The sequence below is a fragment of the Streptomyces sp. NRRL B-24085 genome, assembly GCF_001282115.1.
Classification (GTDB): Bacteria; Actinomycetota; Actinomycetes; order Streptomycetales; family Streptomycetaceae; genus Streptomyces.
In genome coordinates this window covers 13,682-35,917 of record NZ_LJBR01000022.1, presented here as the reverse complement: position 1 = coordinate 35,917, position 22,236 = coordinate 13,682, and the positions used below count along the sequence as shown (strand labels likewise).

Here is a 22,236-nt window from a genome sequence, read left to right as displayed (position 1 = left end):
CGGCACCTTGCCGAGAACCGGCGATGAGCGGCAACCAGATCGACCACGACTCGATCGAGGACCGGCTGCGCGAGGCTCTGGCCGCCCGGGCCGACACCGTCGAACTGGGACACCTGCGGCCCGCCCGCCTTCCGGCCACTCCCCCGCGGTGGCGTCTTCCCCTGCGACGGACCGCCATCGTGTTGCTGGGCGTGGCCGCGGCTGCCGCGTGCGCCTTGTTCGCCGTCACGAACGGTTCTTCGGACCGCCCGGTCCGACCGGGCGTCACGCCCCCGCATTCAGTGAGCCCTTCCACGTCCCCGGCACCGGCTTCCCCCGCCAAGTCGGTTCCGCCTCCTCCGGGGACCACCAGCGGGGAGGCACCCGACCCGGCTTCCCCGGCCATCCCGACCGGACCGTGACGGGACTTCTCCGCGTTCGACCACGGGCCGGGGACGGACCCGGCCCGTGGCCGCCGAGCGGCTTCAGGGTGCGATGCCGACACCCTCGATCCGGCTCCACGCCTTTTCCTGTGCGGCGGACATGGCGGGCCAGTGGAGACCACCGGGCCGGGGGCGGACCTGGGTGGCGAACGGGGCGGGGCGGAATGCCGGATCGTAGAAGCAGCCGCCGCCGTAGGTGGTGTCGAACGCGGCGCAGGAACGCGCGATCGAACTGGGCGTGGGTTTCCGGCCGGTGCGGGCCCATGTGGCGAGGGCCGCAAGGGAGTTGGCGTACTCGGCGTCGCTGAGCTCGCTGTGGTCGCTCTCCCTGGTGAAGGTCTGGACGAGGTTCTCACCGCGGCCGGCGGCCTGGACCGTGGCGCGGTAGGCGGCCTCGTGCTCGACGAAGACCTGTGGGTCGTCGATCGCGTGCAGCGTGAGGACCGGGAGTGTGATCCGTCCGGTGAGGTCGCTGTCGTAGGAGAGGTCGCGGCGCGCGCCGGGGTCGGACGAGAAGCGCTCCACACCGGCGTTGAGCGCCTTGTCGTCGTGCGAACCGTCGTAGCGCACCCCGCGGTTGCCGAACGGGTTGCGGCCGTCGAGCCGGCTGGACACGATGTCCCGGACGAGGAAGGCCGCATACTGCATGTTCGTGGCCAGGGACCGTTCCGGGATGCGGGTGACGGCCAGGATGTCGTCGAGGTTGCGCTGCTGCTTCGCGGTCCGATCGGCCGGGTGGGAGTCGATGCCGGTGCACTCCTGGAGTCGGCCGTGGACCTCCTCGGGAGTCATCGGGGAGTCCGCGGGCAGTCCTTGCCAGAGCGGGTACTGCGGCTCGGTGGGGCGGGGCAGGTTGCGGCAGTAGTACTGGTACACCGTGCGCAGGTCCACACGTGTGTCGTAGCCGCGCGAGCCGCCAGCCAGGAAACCGTTGGTCAGCAGGACTCCGTCGTAGGCGCCACGCTGTCCGCCGTAGGTCTCGGTGACCTTGGCGGCCACGTTGCCGCCCCAGGACTGGCCGTGCAGATACGTGTGGTCGGGGCGGCCGAACCGGCCGACGAACAGACGGCGTACGTTGTCCGTGTCGGCGGCGGCCATCCGGACCCCGTAACCGCCGCGCCGGTACGAGGAGCCCGCCCAGGCGTAGCCCTCGTCGACCATCACCGCCCAGCGTTCCAGGTCCTCGGTGGTGGTGGACTCGTCGTAGGAGAAGTCGGGGCCGCCGTGGGCGTGGACGACGAGGGAGCCGTTCCAGTGCTTGGGCACGGCCATCGTGTAGTAGGCGCCGTTGGCGTCCCGGCCGGTGTAGCAGTCCGCCTTGTGCGCCAGGCGCCCCGGGCAGGCGGCGGGAGTGGGGCGCGCGGTGTCGGCCGGGGCGGCGGGCGCGCTGCCGAGCGTGCCCACGACAGCGGCGGCGAGCAGTGCCGCCAGCACGGCCGGACGGCGGCCGCGGTGCCGAGGACGCGGACCGGGTTCGGGCACGGCAGGTGTGGTCAAGGAACTGCTCCTTCAGGTGCTTGGGGGACATGTGAAGGACCGTGTCCCGCAGGTGAGTTCGAGGGTCGCCGCGGGGCCGGGTGTGAGCCGGCACCGGCCGTGACCGTCATGGCGCCCGGGTGTCAGGTGGTGGGCAAGGGGAGAACCGCCAGCGGCACGTGGTGCTGACCGGAGTGGACGTCACGGTCGCGCAGCGACGCCTGGCTGACGGGACGCGGGAAGGAGATCTTGACGACGTTGAGCGACGGGATGCGGAACATCAGTACGTCGGCCTCGTCGAGTCCGTAGAGCCGGGCGACCGTGCCCTCGTTGAGGTAAGTCTCGTCGGCGGCGATGCGATAGCCGTCCGCGTCCCGCAAGAACAGCTCCATGGTGACCCAGAACGGCCCGGCGTTCTTGGACCGGACCTCGTGCGCCAGGTCGCCCAGGGTGGTGGGGGCGGTCTCAGCCATGGTGGGCGGGCTCCTCGATCTCGGTGCGGAACATGTCGGTGGGGGCGAGGGTGTCGACGACGTGGTTGAGCACGAACTCGTACGCCGGACCGCGCTCGACCTCGGCCGGTGAGGTGGCGAACGCCAGGCTCGGCAGGTAGTCCATGTCGGCCGTCGGCAGATGGAGCATCAACGGGTTGGCGATCTTCGCGACGGCGGTGGCGGTGCTCTGGTCCGGCGCGTTGACGAGGAGCATGACTCCCACCTCGCGAGGTGGGCCCGCTGCCGGTTCGAGATCGCCGAGGATGGCGTTGTGCCCGTAGAGGCGCAGGTCGAAGGCGTACTTGTCCTCGCCGAGGCCGATCGTCTGCTCCACCCGCTGCCGGATCATCGTCCGCATGAGATCGGCCCAGTCGTCGATGTTCGCGAGGATGTGCGGGTCGCGGATCGCGCTGAACGACATGGTCTCGTAGCCGGTGATCCGGGCGCCTTCGAGCTTGATGGTGTGCTGGTCGGCGACATGGAACCGCGAGCCCTCGACCCGTACCGTGCGGTCGTCCAGGGCGGTGTAGACGGCCTCACGCACGTCCAGGGTGCCGTCCGGCTCGCGCATCTGGAACGGGTCCACGGTCTCGTAGAGCATGTGGGCGGCGACCAGGATCGGTGTGCAGGCCGCCGTCGGGTCGAGCGGCTCGATGGTGAAGCCGTCGGCGTCGACGGTGGCCAGGACCCCACCAGAGCGGGGATTGCTGGTGCACTGACCGCCACACTCGATGATCTTGGCGGCGTGCCAGGCCGGTCCGGCCGGCATTCCCTTCATCAGCGGATAGGCGGCGGCGATGGCGGTGTCCGTGGCCCGGCCGGCGAGCACGACCTGCGCACCGGCCTCCAGCGCGGCGACGATCGGCTCGTGTCCCATCGCGCCCACGATGTGAGCGCAGCTCTGCAACGTCTCCGGCTCCAGTTCGCCGAGCGGGGGCAGCGCATGGATCCGGCCCTCGTCCAGCCGCTCGAGGAGCTCGCCGGCCGACTGCTCGCTGTAGATGCGCGCGACCCGCAGCCGGAGTCCCTCTGCCGCCAGGATGTCGGCGACGATGCCGGCGACCCAGTCGACACCGGAGTCGGTGCCGCTGGTGCCGCACGAGCCGACGATCAGTGGGATACCGGCGCCCGCCGCCGCCTTGAGCAGGACCCGCAGGTCCCGGGCGACCGCCGCGCGGGTGGTCTTGGGCTGCGACGCGCCGAGGTAGTAGGGGCCGGAGTCGGTGCTGCCCGCGTCGACGGAGATGACGTCGGCTCCGAGCGCCAGACCGCGTTCGATCGTGGCCTCGGGAAAGCCGGCTCCAAGCATGCCGGTCGGTGCCAGGACCTTGACCTGGTCGACCCGTTCGTTGTCCATGTTCCTCTTTCTTGTCGGTACCGGGCACGTGGCGGGCGGGTGTCACCCGTCGGCCCGGACGGTGGGGGCGTGCGGCAGCAGGTGGGCGTTCACCGCGAACCGGGGGCGGCCCGCGAGGGCGGCCACGACCTCGGCCGCGCCTTCGAGGCCGGCTGCGGCACGGGCTTCGGCGGTCTGGCCCGCGAGGTGGGAGAAGACGACGATTCCGTCGACGTCCCGCAGCGGGCTGTCGGCCGGGAGCGGCTCCTCGCTCACCACGTCGAGCGCCGCCGCGGCGATCTCGCCGGTGCGCACGGCATCGGCGAGGGCCTGTTCGTCGACGACGGCCCCCCGCGCGGTGTTCACCAGCACCGCCGTCGGTTTCATCCGCCGGAAGGCGGAGGCGTCCAGGAGACCGCGTGTGCGGTTCGTCAGCGCGGTGTGCACCGATACGTAGTCGGATGCCGCCAGCAGCTCGGGGAGCGCGACGAACCGCACCGACGGGTCCGAGCGTTGGTCCTCGGGCACACCGGTGGTGCAAAGCACGTCCATGCCGAAGGCCCGCGCCAGCGGCACCACGGCGCGCGCTGCCGCCCCGTATCCGATCAGGCCGAGCGTCGACCCGCGCAGCTCGTGACCGTCCTCCCTCGGCCACCGGCCGGCTGCGACGCCCGCCGCGCTCTGCACCAGGCGCCGCGCGGCCGCCAGCAGCAGACCGAGGGTGTACTCGGCCACGGCGTTGGCGTTGATGCCCGGCAGGTTGCTCACCGTGATGCCGAGCCTGCCCGCGGCGGCGACGTCGATCGAGTCGTAGCCGACGCCGGTGCGCACGACGACGCGCAGGCGGGGAGCTGCGGAGAGGACCTGGGCGGTCAGCGGATCGTGGCCGACGAGCGCCGCGTCGATCCCGTCGAGGGCGGCGATGAGCCGCTCGGGACCTTCTCGGCCGACCAGCGGGGCGTGCACCGTCGTGTGGCCGTGTGCCCGGAGATAGTGATCGACTTCGTCGTCGGGCCACAGGTAGTCGGTGGTGATCAGGATGCGGGGCACGGTTCCTCGTCTCTGGCCGCGTCTGGCGCTGGGCGCGCGCCGCGCTGCGGGGATGGGCGGTTACTTGGCGAGGGTCAGGCCGGTGCGCCGCTGGAGCACACCGATCCTGGCTACGACGACGATCGACAGCGCGGCGACGAGGGCGATGTCGATGAGCATCAGGGGCCAGCCGGTGATGTCGACCATGCCGCCGACCACCGCCGGGCCCAGGAAGCCGCCGCCGGCCCAGCCGACGGTGTACATGCCGGCGTACGTCCCGAAGACCCGTGCCGAGGGTGCGAGGTTCCACAGGACGACCACCGCGTTGACCAGGAAGCAGGTCGCGCCGGCCGCCGCGAGACACAGGGCCACGGTGGTTCCCATGGAGGTCTGGACGATCGTCCCCAGCACCATGGAGCCGGCGAAGACCGACATGCCCACAGCCATGACCCGGAGCCGTCCGTACCGCTCTGCGAGCACGGCTGCCGGATACGCCGCCAGGATGAAGGCGATGCCGCTGGGCAGGGTGAGACCGCCGGCGGCTCCCCGTGACATGTCCAGGGCTTCCATCCCGTACGGCGTGATCAGCGACCGGGACGCGGCCCACGCGCTGCCGAAGAGGAGGATCGCGAGGAGCAGCAGCAGCCGGCTGCGATCGGTGTCCTTGAGGATCTCGACGAAGGTGTCCCGGACCCGTGGCTCGGTGCGCTCGGCACCGTGCTCCTCATCGCTCTCCGCCACCGCGGCCTGGTAGGCCGGAGACCGGTTGTCGCGCACGGTGGCCGCGAGCACCCCGATCGAGATCAGCATGATGATCGCGGGGATCGCGAACGCCAGGCTCAGATGGTTGTCGACCAGGAAGATGCTGATGAGCGCGGCAACGATGGCCGTGATGCTGGAGGCGATCTTGACCACCGCGTTGGCCCGGCTTCGCCGCTCGGGTGCGATGAAGTCCGGTACGAGCGCCTCGGCGATCGGCTTGAAGGTGTTGGCGACGAGCGCGTACGAGAACAGCACCACGATCAGCAGCGGCAACGATCCCGCACTGTGCGGGATGAGGATGAAGAGCGTGGCGGCGATCGGCATCCCCACCACCAGGTAGGGCATCCGCCGGCCCCAGGAGGTCCGCGTCCGATCGGACCGGTTGCCGATCCACGGCTGGATGAAGATGCCGAGCAGGTTGTCCATGCCCATCAGCAGACCCACCACGGCCGTGCTGGTGAGATGCTCCCGCAGGAGCGGCGGAACCTGGGATTCGTAGAAGTTCCAGGTCGACTCCTGTGCGAAGACCGCGAGAGCGACCAGGAACGTGATGCGCCGGGTTCGTGTGCGCTGCCCTACTGACACCGTCGTCATAAGGGTCGTCCCTTCACGCCGCCACCATATCGGGCAGCTACTGGATGGTTTGTCGGTGTTGGCGTGGGGGGAGGCCGTTCCCCGGACCGGTCGCCGGACGGTTCAGGCCCGGTCGAGCTCGACCACGAGGGTCAGGTCGTCGGTGACCCGGATGCGGCAGTCCGGCCCGAAGGAGCAGGACGATTCACGCTCCTCGAAGATCGCCGGACCTGCCAGCTCGGTGCCCGGCGTGAGCTCGTAGCGGTTCCACACAGTGGTCTCGAGCGGCCCGTGTCCCGGAAACCAGACCGAACGGACACCGCGGCGCGCCTCACCCCCTCCCGCGGGGCCGCCCTCCGTCGACAGTTCATGACCGGGCAGCCGCATGGAGAGCCGCCAGTTCACGACCTCCAAGGCACCTTCGAGGGAGCGACCGAACACGGCCCGGTACGTCGACTCGAAGGCGCTCCGGATGCGTCCGAGACCGTGCGGACCGAAGTCCTGTTCGGCCACGTCGACCTCGATCTCGAAGCCCTGGCCGAGGTAGCGCATGTCGGCCGAGCGGTGGACCCGGACCAGTTCCGGGTCGCCCGGCTGGAGCGTTTCGGTGGCCCTGGTCGCCATCTCGTCGTACAGCGCGGCCACCCGGTCCCAGTCGACGTCGGCGAGGGGCGAGGGCAGGCTGCGGACCTCGTCGACCGTGGGAGCCGCGGCCAGGAGTCCGCAGGCGGACATCACTCCGGCCCGCATCGGCACGATCACCTTGGGGATCTTCAGCGACTTCGCCAGCCCGTAGGCATGGGCGGGTCCCGCTCCGCCGAAGGCCAGCAGGGCGAAGTCGGCGGGGTCCTTGCCCTGTTCGGACAGGTGCATGCGGGCGGCGGCGGCCATGCTTTCGGTGACCACCTCGACGATCCCGGCGGCGGCGTCGACCGTGTCGAGTCCCAGCGGACCCGCCACCTCACGCGTCAGCGCCTTGTGGGCCTCGCGGGTACGCAGCCTCATCTCACCGCCGAGGAAGTTGTCCGCGTCGAGACAGCCGAGGATCAGGTCGGCGTCCGTCACGGTGGGCCGCTCGCCTCCCCGCCCGTAGGCGACGGGGCCGGGCACCGAACCGGCGCTGCGCGGTCCCACCTTGAGCAGTCCGAGCGGGTCGGGTGCCGCGATCGAGCCGCCTCCCGAACCGATCTCGATCATGTCGACGACGGTCAGCCGCACCGGAAGCCCCGAGCCGGGCTTGAACTTGTCGACGCGCCCCGCCTCGAAGTCGTGCTTGAGCCTAGGCCTGCCCCCCTGGACCACCGCGATCTTCGCGGTGGTCCCGCCCATGTCGAAGGAGACGACGTCCTGCTCCCCCAGCGTCCGGGCGACCGCGGCGGCGGCGATGGCACCGGCCGCGGGGCCCGACTCCAGCAGCCGTACGGGGAACCGCTTGGCGTCCTCAAGAGTCGTGACACCACCGCCGGAGAGCATGATGCGCAGGGGCGCGTCGATCCCCAAAGCGGTCAGGTCGTCGCGCAGATCGTCGAGGTAGCGCGACATCAAGGGCTGCACATACGCGTTCAGGCAGGCGGTGCCGGCCCGCTCGTACTCGCCGATGACCGGGGCGACGGCGCTGGAGAGCGTGACGGGCAGGTCGGGGTGGGCACGCGCGACCAGGTCCCGCACCCGGTGTTCGTGCCCGGCGTCGCGGTAGGAGTGCATGAAGGCCACGGCCAGTGCCTCGATGCCCTGGTCCACCAGTTCCCGCACCGCCGCGAGGACGGCATGCTCGTCGAGCGGTTCGAGTTCCTCACCGTTGGCGGCGAGCCTTCCGGGCACCCCGCGGCGCAGATGGCGCGGCACCAGCGGCTGGGCGGGCCGGGCGTGCAGGTCGGTGGTGTCGAACCTCGTCTCCCGTCCCATTTCGAGGGAGTCGCTGAACCCGCTGGTGGTGAGCAGGCCGACGACCGCTCCCGTGCGTTCCAGCAGGGTGTTCGTCACCAGCGTGGTGCCGTGCACGATGCCGGCGACGGCTGCGGGGGCCGTGGACGTCTCCTCCAGCAGGCGGGCGATCCCCGCGGTGATGGCTTCGTTGGGGGCATGGGGTGTGGTGGGCAGCTTTCCCGGCCTGATCAATTGCCGGTGCGGGTCGTGCAGCAGCAGATCGGTGAACGTTCCGCCGACGTCGACGCCGATCCTGACCGTGCGGCTCATCGGCCCGCCTCCTCATGTGCGCTGCCGACCGCCGTCGGCGCCGTGTACGGGTTCTGCCGGCCGGCCGGGAGGGTGTAGCCGGCGATCTCGTCGGCGACCAGGAGTTCGGGCTCGCGCTCCTCGGGCCGGCCGAAGCCGCCGCCGCCGGCGAAGGAGATGACCACCGACGAGCCGGGGGCCAGCCGTGAGATCGACTTCAGGGGGACACGCTCGCCGGAGTCCAGCACGACCTGGGCGGTGGCGCCGGGTTCCCCGCCGGCCAGTCCGAGCGCCGGGTGCCGTTCGCGGTCTCCGAGCAGCACCATCTGCACCGGTCGGCTCGTGGGGTTGCGGACCTCGACGGTCTGGCCCAGGCCTCCACGGCGCCGGCCCCGCCCGCCCGATCCGGTACGCAGCTCCTTGCGGAGGAAGTGCAGCGGCGACGCGGCCTCCAGGGCCTCGATGCTGCCGCCTCCCGAGTTGGTCGGGAAGGCGGTGGCGGACAGCCCGTCCGACTCCTTGGACGCGCCCATGCCCGCGTTGGCGAACAGCATCAGGCTGAACGGCCGCCCGGAGTCGTCGACCCCGGCGAAGCGCACCCGCAGGGCGGGGGCACCGCCGCTGTCCGCGATGACACGGTCGGGCAGCACCGGGGCCAGTGCCTGGTACACCGCACAGGACAGGAGGTGCCCGGTGAGGTGCCGTGCCACGACGGGCGCGGGAAATCTCGGGTTGACGATCGTGCCCTCCGGAGCGGTGACCTGGATGGACCGGTAGGAGCCCCAGTTGGTGCGCGTGGACGGGTCCAGCAGGATCTTCAGCGGATACATGGAGTAGGCGCGGGTGTAGTTCAGCGTCGAGTTCGTCGCGAAGGGCACCTGGGGGGAGCTGCCGGTGTAGTCGATCTCCACCTCCTCGCCGCGCACGGTCACCGCGCACTCGATGTGCGTGGGGTGGCCCTCGACGCCGTCCGCGTCCAGGGCGGCGCGGTAGACACCGTCGGGCAGGTCGCGGACGCCCGCCCGCATCGCCTCGTCGGTCACCGCGTGGACCTGGGCCGCGAACGCCTCGAAGTGCGGCTCGCGGAAGTCGTCGAGGAACTCCTGGGCACGCCGGCGGCACACGGCGTGGGCCGCGGCCTGCGCCTCCAGGTCGCCCCACACCTGGTCCGCCAGCCGTACGTTCGCCAACAGCAGGTCCTTGACACCCTGCTCGACGCGTCCGGCCCGGAACAGCCGCAGCGGCGGAATCAGGATCCCCTCGGACAGGAGCTCGGTCGCGCTCATCGAGGGGGTGCCGCCGATGTCCGGTGAGTGCGCCACGGTGCCCGCGAACGCGACGAGCCGGCCCCGGTGGAAGACCGGCGAGATCATGGCGATGTCGGGCAGGTGCCCGGTGGCGATCCACGGGTCGTTCGTGATGACGCTGTCGCCGTCCTGCCACTGGTCCGCGGGGAACCGTTCGAGGACCAGTGCGGTCAGCGAGCTCATCAGGGCGGCGAAGGCGGGGATGCCGGCCCGTGACTCGGCCATGGTGCGGCCCGTGCGGTCCATCAGGACGACGGTGTAGTCGTTGGACTCACGGATGATCGTGGAGAACGCCGTGCGCAGCATCGTGGAGGCCGCCTCGTCGGTGGCGGCGGCGAGCCGGTCCCAGCGCACTTCGAGGCCGACCGGATCGGAGACAGGTCTGGTCATGACGCCGCGACCCCCTCTTCGACCGCGTGGCCGGCGGCGTCACCGGTCGTCGCTCCCCCGCCGGGGCCGGCGGGGGAGCCCGCGGTGATCCGCGCCGCGATGGCCTTGCCGAGCCCGACGGTGGTCCCCGTGCCCCCGAGGTCGGGGGTGACCACCTCGGGCCGCTCGTCCAGAACGCTCTCGATCGCGGCCACGACGTGCGCGGCCGCCTCGTGCTCGCCGAGGTGGCTGAGCATCATGGCGCCGCTCCAGATCTGCCCGACAGGGTTGGCGACACCGAGACCGGCGATGTCCGGAGCCGAACCGTGCACCGGCTCGAAGAGACTGGGGAAGGAGCGGTCGGGGTTGATGTTCGCGCTGGGCGCGATGCCGATCGTCCCGGTGCAGGCCGGGCCGAGGTCGGAGAGGATGTCGCCGAACAGGTTGCTGGCGACCACCACGTCGTACCGGTCGGGCTGGAGGACGAACTTCGCGGTCAGGATGTCGATGTGGTCCTTGTCCGCGGTCACCTCGGGGTACCGGGCGGCCATCTCGGTCGCGCGCTCGTCCCAGTAGGGCATGGAGATCGAGATCCCGTTGCTCTTCGTCGCCCACGTCAGGTGCTTGCCCGGCCGGGACGAGGCGAGTTCGAAGGCGTAGCGCAGGACACGGTCGACGCCGGTGCGCGTCATGACCGTCTCCTGCACCACCGTCTCGCGGTCGGTGCCCTCGAAGATCCGGCCGCCGATGCTGGAGTACTCCCCCTCGGTGTTCTCCCGCACCACGTAGAAGTCGATGTCGCCCGGCTGGTGGTCACGCAGCGGACTGCGCACACCGCGCAGCAGCCGGACGGGACGCAGATTGACGTACTGGTCGAAGCCCCGGCGCAACTGGAGCAGGCTGCCCCACAACGAGACATGGTCCGGGACCACCTCCGGCCATCCGACCGCGCCGAAGAAGATCGCGTCGAACTCTCCGAGTACGTCTCGCCAGTTCTCCGGCAGCATCGTGCCGTGTTTCAACCAGTAGTCGGCGCTGGCGAAGTCGAACTCGGTGACGTCGAGTGCGAACCCGTGCGTCTCGGCTGCGGCCCGCAGGCACCGCAGCCCCTCCGGGACGACCTCGCGTCCGATCCCGTCGCCCGGAATCGCTGCGATGCGATAGCTGTGCGGCACGAGTTCACTCCCAGTCCACGGATTGATGCGCAAGGCCGGTGACGGGCACTCCGTCCAGAGGCATTCCGGTCACGGCGCGGCTGGGTCCTACCTTGGCCAGCGGTGACAGTCGTTACAAGGGCGTTAATGGCAAGGTACGTTTTCCCCCATGGAAAGCCCCCGGCGTTCTGGTCGCCCCTCCTCCAAGAGCCGTTCAGCCGTGGACGACCTGCAGTTCTTCCACGTGGTCGCGTCGAGCGAGACGCTGACCGCCGCGTCGCGAGAACTCGGCTGCTCGCTGCCCGTCGTCAGCAAGCGCCTCAGCGCGCTGGAGCGCCGCCTGGACGTCCGGCTCGTGCAGCGCGGTGCCCGCCGACTCGTGCTCACGTCGGAGGGCGAGCTCTACGCGGCGCGCGTCGAGGCGATCCTGGACCAGGTGCGCGAGCTGGAGGACACGATCACCGACACGGCCGGGGGCTTGCGCGGGTCCGTGGTCGTCGAGGCCACGCTCGGTCTCGGTCGCGCGCACATCGCGCCACTGCTCGGCGAGTTCGCCGCGGCCCACCCGGAACTGCACGTCCGGTTGCAGACGTCCGCGCTGCCGCTGCGGCCCCACCGGCGTGAGTTCGACGTGGCCGTGCATGTGGGCATGCCGCCCGACTCCTCGCTGCGCATGCGGCGGCTGGCCAGGAACCGGCGCGTGCCGTGCGCGGCGCCGTCCTACCTCGCCGAGCACGGCACCCCGGACAGCATCGAGGACCTGGCCCGGCACAACTGCATCGTGCTGCGGGAGAACGAGAGCGACTTCGCGCTCTGGCGCTTCGGGGACGCGGACCGCCCCCGGCATGTGCGGGTGCACGGCAGCCTGTCCAGCAACGACGGTGACGTGGTGACCGGCTGGGCCCTGGAGGGCCGTGGTGTGATCATGCGCTCGGAGTGGCATGTCAGGCCGCATCTGGAGCGCGGCGAGCTCGTGCGGGTCCTGCCGCACCTGTCGACACCGGCCGCCGACATCTACGCCCTCCTGGAGGAGGACGGGCATGTCCCGCGACGCGTCAGCGCCCTCATCGACCACCTCGCCGCGCGGCTCCCGCTGCGACTGGACCACGCCGGGGATCAGTCGGCGGTCACCCCGGGCACCGGCCGGCCCCTGTCCGGTGCCCGGCCTGCCTGACGGCACCGGAGCCTAACCGTCAGAAAACCCTCAAGTTCCGCGTGCGGCGGTCGTCAAGTCCCCTCAGAAGGATGTGACGGGTCGTCTTCCGCACAGTGAGGGAATCTTTGATGGCTACGCTCTTGTACCGGCTGGGCGCGTTCGGCGCTCGCCGTTGGCGCACGATGTTGACCGGGTGGCTCCTGGGCCTCCTCGCGGTGGTCGGTCTCGGGGTTTCCTTCGCCGGCTCCTTCGCCGACAGCAGCTCCATTCCCGGCTCCCCGGCCCAGACGGCGCTGACGAAGATGGAACGGCACTTCCCCGAGCCCGATGCGCAGTCGGCGCGGATCGTGTTCCAGGCGCCGGCTGGGCACAAGGTGACCGAGCCGGATCTGCGGGACTCCCTGAAGGCCACCCTGGACGCCACGGGCCGCGTGCCGGGGGTGAGCGAGGTCAGCGACCCGGCGCGGGACGACACCGTCTCCGGGGACGGGCGCACCGCGGTGGCCGAGGTCACGTTCACCACCAAGGAGGCCGACGACGTGCCGGAGGGCACGCTGGACGCGGTGAGGGCCGCCGGGGCGTCGGCGGAGCGGGCAGGCCTGCGGACCATCTACGGCGGTGAGCCGTACGAGACCTCGCACCCGCCCGTGGGGCCCGGTGAACTGCTCGGTCTGGGCGTGGCGCTGATCATCCTGGTGATCACGTTCGGGTCGCTCCTCGCCGCCGGTCTGCCCCTGCTCACCGCGATTCTCGGCATCGTCGGAACGGTGGCCGCGATGATGGGCCTGGCCACGGTGTTCGACGTCTCCGACAACGCGCCCACCCTGGCGATCATGCTGGGGCTCGCCGTCGGTATCGACTACGCCCTGTTCATCGTCTCCCGCCATCGCGCCCAACTGGGTGCGGGTATGCCGGTCAAGGAGTCCATCGCCAGGGCCACCGCCACCGCGGGCAGCGCCGTCGTGTTCGCCGGAGCCACCGTCCTGATCGCGCTCGCCGGTCTGTCGGTGGCCGGCGTACCGATGCTTACCTCGATGGGACTGGCCTCGGCGGGAGCGGTCGCCGTCGCCGTGATCACCGCCCTGACCCTGCTGCCCGCCCTGATGGCGATGGCCGGCCACCGGCTCACCCCCCGAGCACTCCGGGCACCCCGGGCAGCGGTCCGGCGCCGCCGGTTCCTGCCCCTGATCGGCCGTAGGCGCGCCATGAGGTCGGCGGCACACGACGGCCGGACGGCCACGATGGGCGTGCGCTGGACCGAGGGCGTGCTGCGCCACCCTGTGCGCAACCTCATCCTGGGAACCGCCGTGCTGATCGCCCTGGCCGTTCCCGGCATGGAGCTGAAGCTGGCGCTCACCGACGAGGGTTCCAGCGACACGAGCAGTTCCAGCCGCCAGGCCTACGACGTGATCGGTGACGCCTTCGGTCCCGGCGCCAACGGCCCCCTCGTCGTACTCGTCGAGAACGACGACCCCGCCACCGCCAACTCCACGGCCGCCGCCGTCGAGGACGAGCTCGGGAAGGTCGACGGCATCGCGGACGTCAGCGGTGTCGACCTGGCCGAGGACGCCACGGCGGCCAGGATCCAGGTCATCCCCGAGAGCGGACCGCGGTCCGAGGAGACCAGCGGCCTCGTGGCCCGGCTGCGCACCCAGATGCAGCCACTGGCACAGTCCAGCGGCTCCTACGTGGCCGTCACCGGTATGACCGCGGTCAGCATCGACGTCTCCGACAAGCTCAGCGGCGCGCTCGTGCCGTTCGTGATCGTCGTCGTCGGCCTCTCCCTGCTCCTGCTGATGATCGCCTTCCGGTCGATCGCCATCCCGGTCAAGGCGACCCTCGGGTTCCTGCTGTCCGTGGGCGCCGCCTTCGGTGCCACCGTCGCGGTCTTCCAGTGGGGCTGGCTGGCCGGAGTGCTGGGCGTACCCAGCGAGGGCCCGGTGGCCAGCTTTGTGCCCATCATCGTGATGTCCGTGCTCTTCGGGCTGGCCATGGACTACGAGGTGTTCCTCGTCTCCGCCGTACGGGAGGACTACAACCGCCACCGTGACGCCCGCGCGGCCATCCTCAACGGGGCCCGCAACTCCGCCCGTGTGGTAGCTTCTGCGGCACTCATCATGATCTCGGTGTTCGTCAGCTTCCTGTTCTCCCACGACGCCGACATCATGCCGATCGCCTTCGCCCTGGCCTTCGGAGTCATGGTGGACGCCTTCCTGGTCCGCATGACCCTGGTGCCGGCGGTGCTGGCGCTCCTCGGGGACCGGGCCTGGTGGCTGCCACGACGCCTCGACCGGGTGCTGCCCCGTCTCGACGTCGAGGGCGAGAACTTCCACGCCCCCCGGCCGGCGGCCCCGCACGCCCCCGCCAAGGAATCAACCCCCGCACACCTGTGACCACACCATGACCAGCAGCGCCGCTACCGGGACACCCGGATCGGCCCCACCGGCGGCAGCGGCAGACCCCGGTCTTCCGCTGCCGCCACCAGGAGCACACATGAACGCCGACAACACGCCGGCCACCGCCGACCGCGTCCTCGTCGTCGACGACGATCCCGGTATCAGGCGCCTGCTGATCTCGGCACTGGAGTTCGCCGGATTCGACGTCGAAACGGCCGGCGACCTGAGCGAGGCCCTCGACCAGGTCGCCCGCCGCCCTCCGGACGTCATCGTCCTCGACGTGATGCTCCCCGGCGCCGACGGCTTCGAGATCCTCCAACTCCTGCGCTCCCGTGCCATCGACGTCCCCGTCCTCTTCCTCACCGCGCGCGACGCCGTCGAGGACCGCGTACGAGGGCTGCGCCTGGGAGGCGACGACTACGTCACCAAACCCTTCAGCGTCGTCGAGGTCGGCGCCCGCCTGCAGGCCCTGCTGCGCCGCGCCCGGGGCGGAGCGCCCGCCGCCGCCGAGGAGACACGCCTGTCCTGTGACGACCTCACGCTCGACGACCTGCGTCACGAGGTCCGCCGGGGCGGACAGCTCGTCGAACTGTCTCCCACCGAGTACCGGCTGTTGCACTACCTGCTCAGTCACCAGGGGCAGGTCCTCTCCCGCGCCCAGATCCTGGAGGCCGTGTGGCAGTACGACTTCGGCGGGGACTCCGTGGTCGTCGAGCGTTTCGTCTCCAACCTGCGGCGCAAGATCGACCAGGGCCGGACGCCGCTGCTGCGTACCGTGCGCGGCGTCGGCTACACCCTCCGAGAGCAGGACGACACATGAGACTGAGCGGCCGTCTTCCCTGGGCCTCCTCCAGCGTCCGTCTGCGCCTGCTCGCCGGCCTGGCGGTCCTCCTCGTCGTCGGCCTTGTCGCCAGCGCCGTCATCAGCGCCTTTCTCCTGGAGGACTTCCTGGACCGACGCAACGAGGACACCCTCAAGGCCAACGCGGCGCGCCTGGCGCGGGTCATCCGTCAGGGACCGCAGACCGCCGACGCCGACCAGCTCGGCGCACTTCTCGGCTCGCCCCTGGGCACGGTGGCCGTCGACGAGGACAACAGGGTCCTGCTGAGCACCGGCTCAGCGTCCCGGGCCGCCACCGAGGTGGCCGCCTTCAGCGCGACGGCGCCGACGGGAAGTGTGGTCACCGTGGAGGGCGGTGATCTCAGCGCCGTACGCATCCCGAGCCCCGGACTGGTCATCGACCGCGGGCCCGCTGAAGGCACCGTGGCACCGGCGGCCGTCATCCTCACCATCGACACATCCGTCGACGACGCCACCACCGACGCGCTCATCGGACGCCAACTGGCATTGATCGGCGGCGCGTTACTGGTGCTGCTCGGGCTGTCCGTCGTGGTTCTGCGGCTGGGCATGCGCCCGCTCGCCCGTATGGCCCGCAGCGCCGACGCCATCGCCGCGGGCTCCCTGACCGAACGGCTGCCCACCCATCGCAACGGCAGCGAGGCCGACCTGCTGGCCAAGGCGGTCAACCGGGCGTTCGACGCGCAGGCCCGAGCGGAGGCGACCGTCCGCTCGCTGGCCGCCGACACCTCCCATGAACTGCGCACTCCCCTGTCCACCATCTCCGGCTGGCTCGACCTGCACCGCCAGGGCGGCCTTTCCGGACCGGGCCTGGAGACCGCGCTCGAGCACATCGAGAACGAAGTGGGGCGGATGCGCCTGCTCGTGGAGGATCTCGCACTGCTCGCCCGCCTGGACGCCGGCCGCCCGGTCGAGCAGGACGACGTGGACATCACCGTCCTGGCCGCCGGCGTCGTCGAGGACGCCCAGATCATCTACCCCCAGCGCGACATCGCCATGGCACCCGCACCGCCTGCCGCCGTCGTCGGCGACGCCGCCCGTCTGCAACAGGTCCTGCGCAACCTCGTCGGCAACGCGGTCCAGCACACTCCGGCTCAGACCGCCGTGCGCGTCGAGGTCGCCCTGAGCCGGGAGACCGTGGAACTGAGTGTCGTCGACGACGGCCCGGGAATCGCGGCCGAGGACCTGCCCCGCGTCTTCGAGCGTTTCTGGCGCGCGGAGGCCAGCCGCAGCCGCGCGTACGGCGGTTCCGGTCTCGGCCTGGCCATCGTGGAAGCCATCGTCCACGCCCACCACGGACAGGTGGACGTGGACTCGCAGGTGGGGGTCGGAACCACCGTCACCATCCGGCTCCCGCGCGGCCGTCGCCCTTGACGGTCCGCCCACGGCACCCGGCCGGCTGACCCTCACCAGCCGCCGGGCACCCCGACCTGCCGTCCCCTTCCCGCCGTACGCGGCTGCACGAGCACATCCACATGGCGCACCCAAGGACGCGGGGAACTGCGCGACCGGCCACGACGGACCCGCAGCCGTCCTGCGACGTCCGTGGCACTCAGGCCCGCTGCCCTTTCACGGCCGGCGCATGCCCCATGGGCCGCCGCTCCCCAACCGCTCAGGTCTGATCACCCCGACCGCAGCCCCACCGATATCCGGAGGAAGTAGTGCACAACACACAGACGCCCACAGGGGACCGTCCACCGTCCGTCGCGGGCCTCTTCCTGGAGCGCGTCGCGCTCACCCCGGACGCCGAGGCCTATCGTTACCCGGCCCCGCCGTCCGGCGGCGAGGGCCCGGACGCCTGGAAGTCGCTCACGTGGGCGCAGGCCGCCGAGCGGGTCCACGACATCGCGGCCGGTCTGATCGAGCTGGGGGTGCGCCCCGAGGAACGGGTGGCGTTGGCCTCCTCGACCCGGATCGACTGGATCCTCGCGGACCTCGGCATCATGTGCGCCGGCGCGGCGACCACCACCGTCTATCCGCAGACCAACGCCGACGAATCGGCGTACATCCTCTCCGACTCAGGCAGCCGGGTGCTGATCGCGGAGGACGCGGCCCAGCTCGCCAAGGCCGTCGAGAAGCGCGGTGAGCTGCCCGCGCTCACCCATGTCGTGCTGATCGACCCGGCGGGCGTGGAGTCGAGCGACTTCGTGCTCACCCTCGCCGATCTGGAGGCCCGTGGCGCCGCCCGCCTGGAGAAGGACCCCGACCTGATCAAGGAGCGGGTCGGCGCGATCACCAGGGACCAGCTCGCCACCCTCATCTACACCTCCGGCACCACCGGCCGCCCCAAGGGCGTGCGGCTGCCGCACGACAACTGGGCGTACATGGCCAAGGCGACCGCCGCCACGAGACTGCTCCGCGCCACCGACGTGGAGTACCTGTGGCTGCCGCTCTCGCACGTCTTCGGCAAGGCGCTGACCTCCACCCACATCGAGGTCGGTCATGTCATCGCCGTCGACGGCCGCGCCGACAGGATCACCGAGAACCTTCCGGTGGTCCGGCCCACGTACATGGCTGCCGTGCCACGCATCTTCGAGAAGGTCTACAACGGGGTCGCGGCAAAGGCCCGTGCGGCCGGTGGCGCCAAGTTCAGGATCTTCCGGTGGGCCGCCGGGGTGGCCCGCGAGTACGCCGAGGTCAGTCAGGACAACTTCCGCAACTCCGGCTCCGCTTCCGTCTCGGCGGGCCTGAGCGTCAAGCACGCGGTCGCCGACAGGCTCGTCCACGCCAAGCTCCGCCAGGCCCTCGGAGGGCGTCTGCGCGTCTGCGTCTCCGGGTCGGCGTCCCTCGCCCCGGAGATCGGCTACTTCTTCTCCGGGGCCGGCATCCGCATCCTGGAGGGCTACGGCCTCACCGAGTCCTCGGCCGCCGCTTTCGTCAACCCCGCCGACGGCTACCGCACCGGCACGGTCGGCAGGCCGCTGCCCGGCACGGAGGTCCGGATCGCGGACGACGGGGAGATCCTGCTGCGGGGCCCCGGGATCATGGAGGGCTACCACGGGCTGCCGGAGAAGACCGCCGAGGTCCTGGAGGCGGACGGCTGGTTCCACACCGGCGACATAGGCGAACTCTCGAACGACGGCTATCTGCGGATCACGGACCGCAAGAAGGACCTCATCAAGACGTCCGGCGGCAAGTACATCGCCCCGGCCGAGGTCGAGGGGCAGTTCAAGGCGGTGTGCCCGTACGTGTCGAACATCCTCGTCCACGGCGCCGACCGGAACTTCTGCACCGCCCTGATCGCGCTCGACGGGCCGTCGATCCTCCAGTGGGCCCGGGAGAACGGCCTGGAGGGGACGTCGTACGAGGAGGTCGTTGCGGCGCCCGGCACGGTCGAGCTGATCGACGGGTACGTGCGGCAACTCAACGCCGGTCTTCAGCGGTGGCAGACGATCAGGAAGTTCCGCCTGCTGCCCCGCGACCTGGAGGTGGACCGGGGCGAGATCACTCCGAGCCTGAAAGTGAAGCGGCCGGTGGTCGAGCACGCCTACCGGCACCTCATCGACGAGATGTACCAGGGCACACGCGAGGGGTAGGAGCAGCACGCGCCGGTGGACAGAGCCCGACGGGGTCTCACACCGGGCTACGAAGGTGCGCACAGCGGGGGCGGGATGAAACTGGTGGGTGTGATGCCCGGCACGATCAGCCCGCTCTCGTAGGCGAAGGCGATCAGGTGTCCGCGTCGGCGGATTCCCAGCTTGCTCAGCATGTTGGTGATGTGGGTCTTCACGGTGAGGGGGCTGAGACCGAGGTCGCGGGCGATGGAGGCAGTGTCCTGACCGCTCGACAGCAAGATGAGGATCTCGCGTTCCCGGACGGAGAGGTCCCGGGTGAGTTCGGGCGTGACCCGAGCCTGTGCCCTGTTGACGGCCGGTGCCGTGCCCAGGGCGACGACGAGCCCACCCCGGCACACGGTCTCCAGCGCGGCGACGAGCTGGGCGGCGCTGACATCCGCGCCGAGGACACCTGTGGCGCCGGCACGCACCTGGGCATCGACCTCCTGAGCGCTGGGAGCGCCGAAGACGACGGTCCGGGTCACGGCGCAGATCTCGGTCACCAGGGCCGTGAAGCCGCCCTGTCGCCCGGTGTGGAGGGAGCGGTCGAGGAGGACGACGTCCGCGTCGACGTCGGCGTCGAGCAGGTCTGCGAGTTCCTCGCTGTGGGCGGCGGTGCCGACCGCCCTCAGGGTGTCGCTCGCATCGATCACCCTGGTCAGCGCCGTCCGTACCAGGGACGGCCCGCCTGCGACGATCACCTTGTTCACGGGGCCTTCTTCTCGGTCCGACAGCCCTGCCGTCACCGCCCGTCCGGCCGGGCGCTGAGGCCCTGACCGGATTCCGGGATGTCCCGGCCCATCATTCAGACGGCACTTGACGGTCGGCCCGCCGTGAAGCTGAGCGTTCCTTGACGGTTGTCCGGTGGTGGCCTTCGCCTGCCGCCAGGACTCGGTCGGAACTCACATGCCCGCAACCGGTTGACAATTCTGCTGTAGCAAATACCGTACTGCCCATGGCACAGCTTCCGCAGCTCACGATCTCCGCGACCCTGGGCGATCAGGCGTACACGGCGATCCGTGAGGCGATCGTCTCGGGCGTCCTCGAACGGGGCCAGAAGGTGACCGAGCGGGGGCTGGCCGAATCCCTCGACATCAGCGCGACACCGGTACGTGAGGCGTTGCGCCGGCTGGAGCAGGACCGGCTGGTGGAGAGGACCGGCCCGCGGTCCGTGCGCATCGCGAAGTACGCGGACGAGGAGTTGCGGGAGTTCTCCATGATCGGGGACTCGCTTCGCGCTCTGGCCGCCCGGCTGGCCGCGGAGAAGTCGACCGCGGAGCAGCGGGCGCGGATGCGTGCCGCCCTGGACGAGGCGGACCGCCTGCGCGGCCGGGCGGCCGGACTGGCTCCCGGCAGCGAGGAGGAGCGGAAGCTGATCGAGGAGATCCTGCACTGCATGCGGCGGTTCCACGGCCTGGTGGACGAGGCCAGCGGGAACGCCACACTCCTGCAGATGCTGCACATGGTCGACGCCTTCGGCGCGGACGAACGACGCGACAGCGTCCTGTCCGAGGTCAGCGACGAACGGCGCAGCGCCGTGGATGCGCGCTACCACCAGCACCGCGCCATCTACGACGCCATCGCCGCCGGAGACGGCAGGCGGGCGGAAGAGCTGATGACCGCGCACAGCCGGTCGTCGAGTTCCTCCCTGCTCACGGCGCGTTTCTCGCACTGAGAGAAGGAAGCCGCCACCGCATTGGTCACCCACTACCGCTTGAGCTATAGCAAATAGCTAGGCGGGGGACGCAAACCTGCGCACTTCCGCCTCGGCGACCGACCGGCAGGCGGGGTGACTTAGAATGAATATGCTATGGCATATGGCAAAGGAGCCGCCATGCCCCACATCGCACCTCAGCCCGAGCCTCTGGAGGACACCCCCGCAAGCACCCCGGTCGAGAAAGGGCCAGCCACCCCACGGCGGATGAGCGCCACGACGGTCCTGTGGGTGACCCTGGCCGTCTTCGCCCAGGAATCGGTCTGGAACTTCTACGACGCGCAGGTCCCCTCCGAGTTGCGGCACTACATCGCCTCGGCCGGCCTGGTCGGGTTGATCATGGGTATGGACAACCTGCTCGGGGTCCTGATCCAGCCCTGGACGGGGTTCCTGTCCGACCGTCGCGCACGCGACGGAAAGGGCCGGTGGGCGATCATCCTGACCGGAGCCGCCCTGGCCTCGGTGCCCTTCGCCCTGATCCCCTGGACGCACAGTCTGCCCTTGCTCCTGCTGTGCGTCATCGGCTTCGCGGCCATGGCCAACGCGTTCAAGGGCATCACGGAGACCCTGGTCTCCGACTACGTCGCCCCTTCCCAGCGAGGCAAGGCACAGGGATTCGTCAAGGCGGGCGTCAGTCTCACGATCGTCGTCTCGTCCCTGATCAGCCTTCTCGTCGTAGACCGCAGCATCACCCTGGCGTTCGCCATCCCGCCCGTCCTCATGCTGCTCCTTCTCGCCACGTCCTGGTTCTTCCTGGGCCGCCGGCACCGCACCGCCAAGCCGTCGCCCACCGAGCCGGCTTCCGCCGCCGAACCGCGCCCCCGCGTCACACCGCCCTCCGACGACTTCGCCTCACCCTGGGCCGTCATCAGGGACATGGCGCGCGACCCGTCCCGCGCCCGGGCCCTGCTCATGCTCGGCATCTTCTGCTTCGCCGGCATGTGGTCGGCCCTGCGCGCGCTGCTGACGCCGTACGGCACCGAGTCCCTCGGCCTGTCCCGCGGCTCGGCCGGCGGACTCGCCCTCCCCGGCGCCGTCGCCTTCCTGCTCTGTGTCGTCCCGCTCGCCTACACCTCGTCCCGTCTGGGCCAGGTGCGCGCCATGCGCTACGGCGTCGGCGTCTTCATCATCGGTCTGCTCATCGGATTCTGCGTCCCCACGGTTCCCGGCACGGTCGTCTCCATGGCGATCGCCTCCGTGGGCTACGCGTCCTTCGCCGTCAACGCCCTCGTCGCGCTGTGGAACCTCGCCCCCAGCAGACATGTCCTGGGCACCTACACCGGCCTGTACACCGTCGCCTCGTCCACCGGCGCGGCGCTCGGCCCCGCCCTGCTCGGCCTCACTGTCGACGCGACCGGCTGGCGCTTCATGCTCCTGAACGGCGCGGTGTTCGCCACCGTCACCTTCGCCGTCTTCACCCGCCTGGCCCGCCGCATCGCGCCTTCCACGCACTGAACAACC

17 protein-coding genes are annotated in these 22,236 nt (G+C 70.7%); 8 read left to right on the top strand and 9 right to left on the bottom strand.

Features of this window, described 5'->3' with window-relative positions; genetic code table 11:
• Positions 1-23 precede the first annotated feature (23 nt).
• Positions 24-401, top strand: a complete 378-nt coding sequence (locus AOJ26_RS02695; RefSeq protein WP_053846517.1) for a hypothetical protein — start codon at positions 24-26, stop codon at positions 399-401.
• 63 nt (positions 402-464) lie between these two features.
• Here AOJ26_RS02695 and AOJ26_RS02690 read toward each other — a convergent pair whose 3' ends face one another.
• The 8 genes from AOJ26_RS02690 to AOJ26_RS02655 all read right to left on the bottom strand — a co-directional run bounded on the left by AOJ26_RS02690 (position 465) and on the right by AOJ26_RS02655 (position 11,118).
• Positions 465-1,919 carry a DUF6351 family protein gene (locus AOJ26_RS02690; RefSeq protein ID WP_053846516.1) on the bottom strand — a complete coding sequence of 485 codons (1,455 nt, stop codon included), beginning with the start codon at positions 1,917-1,919 and terminating at the stop codon, positions 465-467.
• A gap of 122 nt (positions 1,920-2,041) precedes the next feature.
• Complete coding sequence (locus tag AOJ26_RS02685; RefSeq protein WP_053846515.1) at positions 2,042-2,371, bottom strand: DUF4387 domain-containing protein; 330 nt, start codon at positions 2,369-2,371, stop codon at positions 2,042-2,044.
• Positions 2,364-3,749, bottom strand: a complete 1,386-nt coding sequence (locus AOJ26_RS02680) for an acyclic terpene utilization AtuA family protein (protein ID WP_053846514.1) — start codon at positions 3,747-3,749, stop codon at positions 2,364-2,366. Before AOJ26_RS02680 ends, AOJ26_RS02685 begins: the two co-directional genes overlap by 8 nt.
• 42 nt (positions 3,750-3,791) lie before the next feature.
• Positions 3,792-4,778, bottom strand: coding sequence for a phosphoglycerate dehydrogenase (locus AOJ26_RS02675; protein ID WP_053846513.1), 987 nt, complete (start codon positions 4,776-4,778; stop codon positions 3,792-3,794).
• A 60-nt stretch (positions 4,779-4,838) separates the two neighbouring features.
• Positions 4,839-6,113 (bottom strand): MFS transporter, encoded by a 1,275-nt coding sequence (locus AOJ26_RS02670; protein WP_053846512.1) that lies wholly within the window; start codon positions 6,111-6,113, stop codon positions 4,839-4,841.
• A gap of 102 nt (positions 6,114-6,215) precedes the next feature.
• Entirely contained in the window at positions 6,216-8,288 is a 2,073-nt protein-coding gene (locus tag AOJ26_RS02665) for a hydantoinase/oxoprolinase family protein (protein WP_053846511.1), read from the bottom strand.
• Complete coding sequence (locus AOJ26_RS02660) at positions 8,285-9,964, bottom strand: hydantoinase B/oxoprolinase family protein (RefSeq protein WP_078959721.1); 1,680 nt, start codon at positions 9,962-9,964, stop codon at positions 8,285-8,287. Before AOJ26_RS02660 ends, AOJ26_RS02665 begins: the two co-directional genes overlap by 4 nt.
• Positions 9,961-11,118: a tartrate dehydrogenase gene (locus tag AOJ26_RS02655; protein WP_078959720.1), complete on the bottom strand. Its 1,158-nt coding sequence runs from the start codon at positions 11,116-11,118 to the stop codon at positions 9,961-9,963. Before AOJ26_RS02655 ends, AOJ26_RS02660 begins: the two co-directional genes overlap by 4 nt.
• Before the next feature lie 199 nt (positions 11,119-11,317).
• Here AOJ26_RS02655 and AOJ26_RS02650 point away from each other — a divergent pair, with 199 nt between their 5' ends.
• The 5 genes from AOJ26_RS02650 to AOJ26_RS02630 all read left to right on the top strand — a co-directional run bounded on the left by AOJ26_RS02650 (position 11,318) and on the right by AOJ26_RS02630 (position 19,043).
• On the top strand, positions 11,318-12,271 hold the full coding sequence (locus AOJ26_RS02650; protein WP_234358414.1) for a LysR family transcriptional regulator: 954 nt from the start codon (positions 11,318-11,320) through the stop codon (positions 12,269-12,271).
• Positions 12,272-12,381: 110 nt separating this feature from the next.
• A complete protein-coding gene (locus tag AOJ26_RS02645) occupies positions 12,382-14,646 on the top strand; it encodes an MMPL family transporter (protein WP_063790217.1) in 2,265 nt (754 codons plus the stop codon).
• A gap of 100 nt (positions 14,647-14,746) precedes the next feature.
• Positions 14,747-15,469, top strand: a complete 723-nt coding sequence (locus AOJ26_RS02640) for a response regulator transcription factor (protein ID WP_053846509.1) — start codon at positions 14,747-14,749, stop codon at positions 15,467-15,469.
• Positions 15,466-16,881 carry a sensor histidine kinase gene (locus tag AOJ26_RS02635; RefSeq protein ID WP_053846508.1) on the top strand — a complete coding sequence of 472 codons (1,416 nt, stop codon included), beginning with the start codon at positions 15,466-15,468 and terminating at the stop codon, positions 16,879-16,881. Before AOJ26_RS02640 ends, AOJ26_RS02635 begins: the two co-directional genes overlap by 4 nt.
• Before the next feature lie 287 nt (positions 16,882-17,168).
• Entirely contained in the window at positions 17,169-19,043 is a 1,875-nt protein-coding gene (locus AOJ26_RS02630; RefSeq protein WP_053846507.1) for an AMP-dependent synthetase/ligase, read from the top strand.
• Between the two features lie 47 nt (positions 19,044-19,090).
• Here AOJ26_RS02630 and AOJ26_RS02625 read toward each other — a convergent pair whose 3' ends face one another.
• On the bottom strand, positions 19,091-19,771 hold the full coding sequence (locus tag AOJ26_RS02625; protein WP_053846506.1) for a helix-turn-helix transcriptional regulator: 681 nt from the start codon (positions 19,769-19,771) through the stop codon (positions 19,091-19,093).
• A gap of 245 nt (positions 19,772-20,016) precedes the next feature.
• Here AOJ26_RS02625 and AOJ26_RS02620 point away from each other — a divergent pair, with 245 nt between their 5' ends.
• Positions 20,017-20,736, top strand: a complete 720-nt coding sequence (locus AOJ26_RS02620) for a GntR family transcriptional regulator (protein WP_053846505.1) — start codon at positions 20,017-20,019, stop codon at positions 20,734-20,736.
• Positions 20,737-20,982: 246 nt separating this feature from the next.
• Entirely contained in the window at positions 20,983-22,230 is a 1,248-nt protein-coding gene (locus AOJ26_RS02615) for an MFS transporter (RefSeq protein WP_324613950.1), read from the top strand.
• Positions 22,231-22,236 lie beyond the last annotated feature (6 nt).